Below are 235 nucleotides of genomic sequence, written 5' to 3'. Positions count from 1 at the left end.
GTCATTTGTAGAAGGAAATGAGTTTAGATGCAATTCCGATATATGGCTTTATGTGGAATTACCGGATAAAGTAACAAGAGGCTGGGTACAATATCTTAATGCACATTTAGGTTCAATGACATATAAGCAGATATGGTGGAGACAACCTAGTGTGGACGATATGGAAAGTTTTGATTTATCTTTTACTTATAAGTATTGGATAATGGAAGATTAATTTTAGGAGTGAATTTATATG

General features: G+C 32.8%; 1 protein-coding gene. It reads left to right on the top strand.

The features are described from left to right. Positions 1 to 214, top strand: a 214-nt coding sequence (locus H6A07_RS10075) for a hypothetical protein (protein WP_204814773.1), incomplete at its 5' end; no start/stop codon positions are given. Positions 215 to 235 lie beyond the last annotated feature (21 nt).

The sequence above is a fragment of the Olsenella uli genome, assembly GCF_016899935.1.
Taxonomy (GTDB): domain Bacteria; phylum Actinomycetota; class Coriobacteriia; order Coriobacteriales; family Atopobiaceae; genus Thermophilibacter; species Thermophilibacter uli_B.
This window is presented reverse-complemented; position numbering and strand designations above follow the sequence as displayed.